The following is a 7689-nucleotide window of genomic DNA, read 5'->3' as shown; positions in this document are numbered from 1 at the left end:
CTCATCCACCCTATGGGCGCTCATAGGGTGGATGAGCCACCGACCACCCGGCAAAGGTGGACAACTCACCGCCCTGGCGGGGACCCTCGGCGGGCCGAGGCTGCACGCGTGACCTCCCGCACAGCATCACTCGGCACCGGGCGCGCTCTCGGCCGGAGCGGTCGCGGCGGCCTTCGACTCGATCTCGATGGTGCTGGTCGTGCCGGCGCTGCTCACCACGGCGGTCGTCGTCGTCATCCACCTCGGCGTCGCCCGCGACCACGAGGCGCAGCCCGGCGAGCTGGACCGAGGCGGCCTCGCGCTGCTGAGCGCCAACCTGCTGCTGATCACCGGCGGCCTCATCCTCGTCCGCACCGCCGGCGCCGGTTCGCCGTGGCCGTGGCTCGCCTTCGTCGCCGGAGCGGCGCTGCTGTGGCCGTTCGGCCGGTGGGAGCTCCGCTCGGCCGACCCGCTCGTCGACCTGCGGGTTCTGCGCCAGCCGTCCATGTGGCCGGTGCAGCTGACCGCCTTCCTGTTCGGCGTGAGCGTGCTCGGCGCGCAGATGCCTTTGTCGACGTTCGCGCAGACCAATCCCGACGAGCACGGTTTCGGGCTGGGCATGGACTCCTCGTCGGTGGCGCCGCTGATCGGCGCGTACGTCCTGTCGATGCTGGTCGGCGCGCTGCTGTTCGCCCGGGTCAGCCGGGCGGTGAGCCCGCGTGGCTGCCTCATCGGCGCGGCGGGCCTCATCGCGCTCGGCTACACCGCGCTCACCGGCTTCCACGACTCCGCGCTCCACCTCGTCGTCTGCATGATCGTGGTGGGGCTCGGGTCGGGCGCCCTGGTGGCCGCCCTGCCCGCAGCGGCCGCGGCGGCAGCGCCGGAAGGTCGTACCGCCGTCGCCACCGGCCTGACCAACGCCACCAAGACCGTCGGCGGGGCCTTCGCCTCGGCGGTCTTCGGCGTGGCCACCGCCGCCGTCGCGGCGTTCTTGCTGATGTTCGTGCCGAAGCTGGCCTTCGCCGACCCCGAGCCTGACCCCGACTCCGAGACGATGGCCGTATGAGCGCCGCCGACCGTCTGTCCGAACTCGTCCGCTGCCGCACCGTCTCAGCGCCCGGCGAGCGCGACGAGGCCGAGTTCGCCCGATTCCGCGAGACATTCCGACGTCTCTATCCACGCCTGCACAACGAACTGAAACTGACGGTCTTCCCCGTCGGATCGCTGTTGTTCCGCTGGCCGGGGCGCACGGCCGACGACCCGGTGGTGCTGATGGCGCACTACGACGTCGTGCCCACGACGCCCGAGCAGTGGGACCGCGATCCGTTCTCCGGCGAGGTCGAGGACGGCCGGGTGCACGGGCGCGGCACGCTCGACGACAAGGGCGCGCTGGTCTGTGTGGCCGACGCGGTCGAGACGCTGCTCGCGGAGGGCTTCACACCCGAGCACGACGTGTGGCTGTCCTTCGGCGCCGACGAGGAGGTGGAGGGTCACGAGTGCCGCGAGGTCGTCTCCCATCTCGACGGGCTCGGCGTGCGTCCCTGGCTGGTCTCCGACGAGGGCGGCGCGGTGGTCGACGACGCGCTGCCGGGACTGTCCGGGTTCAGCGCGATGGTCGCGACCGTCGAGAAGGGCGTCAACAACGTCGAGCTGTTGGCGCGCGGCGGGGGCGGACACGCGTCCACCCGTCGCCGAACGGCGCGACCGTGCGGTTGGCGCGGGCGATCGTGCGGATCGAGGAGAATCCGCAACCGCCGATCCTGTCCGAGCCGATCCTCGGCATGATCGACGCCGTCGCGGAGGCGCTGCCCGCCCCGCTACGCATCGTGGCGCGGCAGGCGCGACACGCGAGGCGTCCGGTGGCCGAGTTGCTGGCGCGGGTCGGCAAGGAGACGAACTCGATGGTCCGCACGACGATGGCGGTGACGCAGTTGAGCGGCAGCCCCGCCGACAACGTGCTGGCCACCGAGGCACGGGCGACGGTCAACGTCCGGCTCGCCGTCGGCGACACCCGCGAGAAGCTACGCGCCCGGTTGACGAAGCTGTTGAAGGGCCTCGACGTGGAGATCACGTCGATCGAGGGCAACGACCCGCCACCGGTCTCGCGTACCGGCAACGACGCCTGGCGTCATTTCACCTCCGCCGTCGCCGCCCTCGACCCGTCTCCGCACGAGACGATCCGCGTGGTGCCGTATGTGCAGACCGGCGCGACCGACAGCCGCCACTACACGAGGATCAGCGACTCGGTCTACCGCTTCAGCCCGCTCAAGATGAGCCGCCCCCAACGAGTGGGTCGAGGCCGCATGGCTCGACCGCGGCGCCGTCTTCTACCGCGCCCTCATCGCCAACCCGAGGTGAGGCTCAGGCCTCGCGTCGCAGGTCGGGGTCGGTCCCATAGAGACGGTCGATCCGCCAGCCGAGTCCGTCGACACGGCGTCCGAGGTCACGGTGAGTCTGACCGACCTCATCCTCAACTCGGTCGATCCGACCACCCAACTCCTCGCGTGTCTGCTGGACGCTCTCTTCGACTCGATCGATCCGACCACCCAACTCCTCGCGTGTCTGCTGGACGCTCTCTTCGACTCGATCGATCCGACCACCCAGCTCCTCGCGAGTCTGCTGGACGCTCTCTTCGACTCGATCGATCCGACCACCGAGATCCTCACGGACCTGCTTGACCTCACCGCTGACACGCTGGCTGTCCTCGCGAGCCTCGCCCCGGTTCTTCTCGACCGTCGCCTCCAGTCTGCTGAACAGCGCACGAGCCTCCGCTCGAGACTCACGCATGGCGACATTGACCATGCGGTGCAAGTAGGCCGTCGCCGCCACTAACGACACGGCGAAACTGACAAGGAGAATCCACGTCTGCGTATCGATCTCGTTCATCAGGCTCATCTCTCCATTCTGGAACGGGTGCGCTGGCGAGATCCAGCAAACCGTTCACCACGACGAGAAATCGAGCGCCAATCGTCCGCCTGTGGACAGTGTGACGTGCTCTAACAGGCCCCTGTGGACAAACTCACTACCCGACGAGCGTCTCCACCGCCAGCCTCGTCCACTCCAGCAGCTCGCGGCCGACGAGCGGTTTGCCGCCGATCTGGGCCTCGCGGGGGCGGGGGATGAGGACGGTGTCGGTGACCGGCTTGTACATGCTCTTGGGGTAGATCCGGCGCAGGCGCATCTGGGCCGAGTCCGGCAGGGAGAGACCGGCGAAGCGGATGTTGCTGCCCGCGCTGGTGATCTCCTCGATGCCGCTGTCGGCCACCGCGACCCGCAGCCGCGCGACCTCCAGCAGCGTCTCGGTCTCGGCCGGCGGCTCGCCGTAGCGGTCGACCAGCTCGGCGCGCAGCTCGGCGATCTCGTCGGTGGACGCGACCGCCGCCAGCCGCTTGTAGACCTCCAACCGCAGCCGCTCGCTCGGCACGTAGTCGTTCGGCAGATGCGCCTCGACGGGCAGCTCGATCTTGACCTCGCGCCGCTGTGGCTCCGTCTCGCCGCGGAACTCCGCGACCGCCTCGCCCACCAGCCGCACATACAGGTCGAAGCCGACGTCGGCGATGTGGCCGGACTGCTCGCCACCGAGCAGATTGCCCGCGCCGCGGATCTCCAGATCCTTCATCGCCACCGCCATGCCGCCGCCCAGCTCGGAGTGCTGCGCGATGGTCGCGAGACGGTCGTGCGCGGTCTCAGTCAGCGGTTTGTCCGGCGGGTACAGGAAGTAGGCGTACGCCCGCTCGCTGCCACGGCCCACCCGCCCGCGCAGCTGGTGCAACTGCGACAGGCCCAGCACGTCGGACCGCTCGATGATCATCGTGTTCGCGTTCGACACGTCCAGGCCCGACTCGACGATGGTCGTGCAGACCAGCACGTCGTAGCGCTTCTCCCAGAATTCGACCATGACGCGTTCCAGCTCGGACTCGCTCATCTTGCCGTGCGCCCCGGCGATCCGCGCCTCGGGCACCAGCTCCTTCAACCGCTCGACGGTCTTGCCGATGCTCTGCACCCGGTTGTGGATGTAGAAGGCCTGCCCCTCGCGCAGCAGCTCGCGGCGGATCGCGGCGATCACCTGCTGGTCCTCGTACGGACCGACGAAGCTCAGCACCGGGTGGCGCTCCTCTGGCGGCGTGGCGATGGTCGACATCTCGCGGATGCCGGTGATCGCCATCTCCAGGGTGCGCGGGATCGGCGTCGCGGACATGCTGAGCACGTCGACGGCGGCGCGCAGATGCTTCAACGCCTCCTTGTGCTCGACGCCGAAACGCTGCTCCTCGTCGACGATGACCAGACCGAGGTCCTTGATATGCACGCCCGGCTGCAAGAGGCGATGCGTGCCGATCACCATGTCGATCGTGCCGTCGGCCAGCCCGTCGAGGGTCTGCTTCGACTCTTTGTCGGTCTGGAACCGCGACAGCGGGCGGATCGTCACCGGGAACTGGCCGAACCGTTCGGCGAAGGTCGCGTAGTGCTGCTGCACGAGCAGCGTCGTCGGCACGAGCAAGATGACCTGCTTGCCGTCCTGGATCGCCTTGAACGCCGCGCGCACCGCGATCTCGGTCTTGCCGTAGCCGACGTCGCCGCAGACCAGCCGGTCCATCGGCACGGTGCGCTCCATGTCGCGCTTGACGTCGGTGATGGTGACCAGCTGGTCGGGCGTCTCGACGTGGACGAAGGAGTCCTCCAGCTCGCGCTGCCAGGGGGTGTCCGGCCCGAAGGCGTGGCCCTTCGTCGACTGGCGGGCCGCGTAGAGCTTGATGAGCTCGCCGGCGATCTGCCGGACGGCCTTGCGCGCCTTGTTCTTGCGCTGCGTCCAGTCCGCGCCGCCCATCTTGTCGAGCGTCGGGTTCTCACCGCCGATGTACCGGCTGACCTGGTCGAGCTGGTCCATCGGCACGAACAGCCGGTCGCCCGGTTGGCCGCGCTTGCTCGGCGCGTACTCGACGACGAGGTACTCGCGGGCCGCGCCCTGCACCACCCGGTTGACGAGTTCGACGTATCGCCCGACGCCGTGCTGCTCGTGGACCACCGGGTCGCCGGGCTTGAGCTCCAACGGGTCGACCTGCTTGCGACGCCGCGCGGGCATGGCCGCCCGCGTGGCCTTCTCGGCGGCGCGCTGGCCGACGAGGTCGTCGTGGGTGAGCACCGCCAGGCCGAGCGGACGGGCGACGAACCCGTGCGTCAGCTCCGCGCACACCACGCGCACGACCCCGGGGGCGGCGCCGGTGTCGAAGGAGCCCGCGAGGTCGACCTCGCCCAGCCATTCGATGGTGCGCTGCGCCTGTCCTTGGCCGGGCACGACGAGCACGACCTCCAAGCCGTCGGCCAGCCAGCGGCGGATCGTCTCGGCGGCGGCGGGCAGGTCGCCGCGCAGCTCGGGGGCCTCCTCGACGCCGAGGTCGCGGTCGTCGTCGAGGGCGAAGGGGCTCAGCCCCCACCAGCGGTGGCCGAGGCCGAGCGCGTGCTCGTGCACGTCGTCGAGCGTGCGGAAGGACGACGCGTTGAGGTCGATGGGGGCGTCGGCGCCGGTCGCGGCCGCCGCCCAGGACGCGCTCAGGAACTCCTCGCTCGTGGCGACGAGGTCGTGCGCGCGGGCCCGGACTCGCTCGGGGTCGCAGATCAGCACCGAGGAGTCCTCGGGCAGCAGGTCGACCAACAGCTCCATCTCATCGACCAAGGCCGGGATCAGCGACTCCATGCCCTCGACGGCGTGGCCCTCGGCGATCTTCGTGCCGATCTCGGCCAGCGCCGGGTGGCTCTCGGCGAGACGTCGGGCGCGCTCGCGCACCTGGTCGGTCAGCAACAGCTCGCGGCACGGCGGCGCCCATAGGACGTCGACCGGCTCCAACGAGCGCTGGTCGGCGACCGAGAACTGGCGCAGCTCCTCGACGGCGTCACCCCAGAACTCCACGCGCACCGGGTGGTCGTCGGTGGGCGCGAAGACGTCGACGATGCCGCCGCGCACCGCGAACTCGCCGCGCCGCTCCACCAGGTCGACGCGGGTGTAGGCGGCGTCGGCGAGCCCCTGGACGAGGCGTTCCAGACCGTAGTCCTCACCCTTGACCAGCCGGACCGGGACGAGGTCGGCCAGACCGCGCACCTGCGGCTGCAAGATCGAACGGACCGGCGCGACCACCGCGCGCAACGGCGCGTCGTCGGGATGGACGAGGCGGCGCAGCGTCGCGAGACGTCGCCCGACCGTGTCGGAGCGGGGCGACAGCCGTTCGTGCGGCAGCGTCTCCCAGGCGGGGAAGGCGGCGACCGCCCGCTCCCCCAGCGTCTCGGCGAGCACGCCGACCGCCTCGTCGGCCTCCCGCGCGGTCGCGGTGACGACGAGGACCGGCCCCGGCCTCGCGGCGAGGGCGTGCGCGACGAAGGGCCGCAGCGCCGCCGGTCCGCGCAGGGCGAGGTCGCGCTCGCCGTCGTCCAGGGCTGCGGCGAGCGCGGGCAGGCCGGTGACGCGATCAGCCAGTGATCGCAGGGGGCGTTCGGTCATGAGGTCCTACCGATTGAAAGCGCTCTGCGTCTCCACGAGACCGCGGGTGATGAGCGACTCGACGGCGTCGGCGGCGTCCTCGACGTTGAGGTCGAGCTCCTTCTTCTCCACCGACGACCACGGCTTGAGCACGAAGTCGTGCACCGTCTGGGCGCCCGGGGGCCGGCCGATGCCGAAGCGGACCCGGTGGAAGTCGCCGGTGCCGAGCGAGCCGCGCAGCGATTTGAGGCCGTTGTGGCCGTTGTCGCCGCCGCCGAGCTTGAGCTTGAGGCGGCCGAAGTCGATGTCGAGCTCGTCGTGGACCACCACGATGTGCTCGGGGTCGACGTCGAAGAACCCGGCGAGCGCCTTGAGCGGCCCCCCGCTCTCGTTCATGTACGAGCGCGCCCGGCCGAGCACGACCCGCTCGCCGGCGAGCCGTCCCTCGACAATGTCGGTGCGGCTCTTGCGGTTCGGCTTCCACGACGCGCCCATGCGGGCGGCGAGGGCGTCCGTCACCAAGTACCCGGCGTTGTGCCGGGTGGCGGCGTACGCCGGGCCCGGATTCCCGAGCCCGGCGATCAGCCAGACGGTCACTCGCCGTCGGCGGCTTCCTCCGCCGCGCCCTCGCCGGCGTCGGCGGTCTCGGCCGAGCCGCCCGCTGCGGCGATCTTGACGATGAGCAGGTCGTCCTCGCTCGCGAGCGTGGCGCCCGACGGCAGCGCGAGGTCCTTGGCGAGGACCTGCGCGTCGGCCTCGAGGCCGGTGACGCTGACCTCGATGTCGTTCGGGATCGCGGTGGCCTCGGCCTCGAGCGAGACGGTGGTGTTCTCGGTGACGACGAGCAGGTCGGAGGTGACCTCGCCGACGATGGTGATCGGGACGTCGACGGTGACCTTCTCGCCGCGCTTGACGATGAGCAGGTCGACGTGCTCCAGGAAGCCCTTCAGCGGGTCGCGCTGGACCTGCTTGGGGATGACGAGGTGCTTGTCGGCGCCCTCGACCTCGATCGACAGCAGCGCGTTGGACTGCTTGAGCGCGAGCATCAGGTCGTGGCCGGGCAGGTTCACGTGCACCGGGTCCGTGCCGTGGCCGTACAGGACGCCGGGGACCAAGCCCTCGCGGCGCGCGCGACGGGCCGCGCCCTTGCCGAACTCGGTGCGGGGCTGGGCGGACAGGGTGATCTCGGACACGAGAGGACTCCTCGAAGAGCGATGCGGGGGAAGGGGCGAGGCTCGGAC

At 70.6% G+C, this 7689-nt stretch carries 5 protein-coding genes and 2 pseudogenes; 3 read left to right on the top strand and 4 right to left on the bottom strand.

From position 1 onward, the window contains the following. Positions 1-151 precede the first annotated feature (151 nt). The 3 genes and pseudogenes from QM621_RS14015 to QM621_RS14005 form a co-directional block, all read left to right on the top strand. Positions 152-1045, top strand: a pseudogene (locus QM621_RS14015) (MFS transporter); the annotation flags it as partial. After that, entirely contained in the window at positions 1042-1764 is a 723-nt protein-coding gene (locus tag QM621_RS14010) for a M20/M25/M40 family metallo-hydrolase (RefSeq protein WP_414991004.1), read from the top strand. The pseudogene QM621_RS14015 and the gene QM621_RS14010, both read left to right, overlap by 4 nt. After that, a pseudogene (locus QM621_RS14005) lies at positions 1686-1976 on the top strand (peptidase dimerization domain-containing protein); the annotation flags it as partial. The gene QM621_RS14010 and the pseudogene QM621_RS14005, both read left to right, overlap by 79 nt. Before the next feature lie 364 nt (positions 1977-2340). Here QM621_RS14005 and QM621_RS14000 read toward each other — a convergent pair. From QM621_RS14000 to QM621_RS13985, 4 genes are all read right to left on the bottom strand, one after another. After that, complete coding sequence (locus tag QM621_RS14000; protein ID WP_414991005.1) at positions 2341-2874, bottom strand: hypothetical protein; 534 nt, start codon at positions 2872-2874, stop codon at positions 2341-2343. A 127-nt stretch (positions 2875-3001) separates the two neighbouring features. Further along, positions 3002-6469 (bottom strand): transcription-repair coupling factor, encoded by a 3468-nt coding sequence (gene mfd / locus QM621_RS13995; RefSeq protein ID WP_414991003.1) that lies wholly within the window; start codon positions 6467-6469, stop codon positions 3002-3004. A 6-nt stretch (positions 6470-6475) separates the two neighbouring features. Then, positions 6476-7045, bottom strand: a complete 570-nt coding sequence (gene pth, locus QM621_RS13990; protein WP_414991002.1) for an aminoacyl-tRNA hydrolase — start codon at positions 7043-7045, stop codon at positions 6476-6478. Beyond that, complete coding sequence (locus tag QM621_RS13985) at positions 7042-7641, bottom strand: 50S ribosomal protein L25/general stress protein Ctc (protein WP_414991001.1); 600 nt, start codon at positions 7639-7641, stop codon at positions 7042-7044. Before QM621_RS13985 ends, pth begins: the two co-directional genes overlap by 4 nt. Between the last annotated feature and the right edge of the window lie 48 nt (positions 7642-7689).

It is taken from the genome of Aeromicrobium sp. (assembly GCF_047606445.1).
GTDB lineage: Bacteria > Actinomycetota > Actinomycetes > Propionibacteriales > Nocardioidaceae > Aeromicrobium.
The sequence above is the reverse complement of the archived record's forward strand: the minus strand, read 5'-3'. Positions and strand labels throughout refer to the sequence as shown.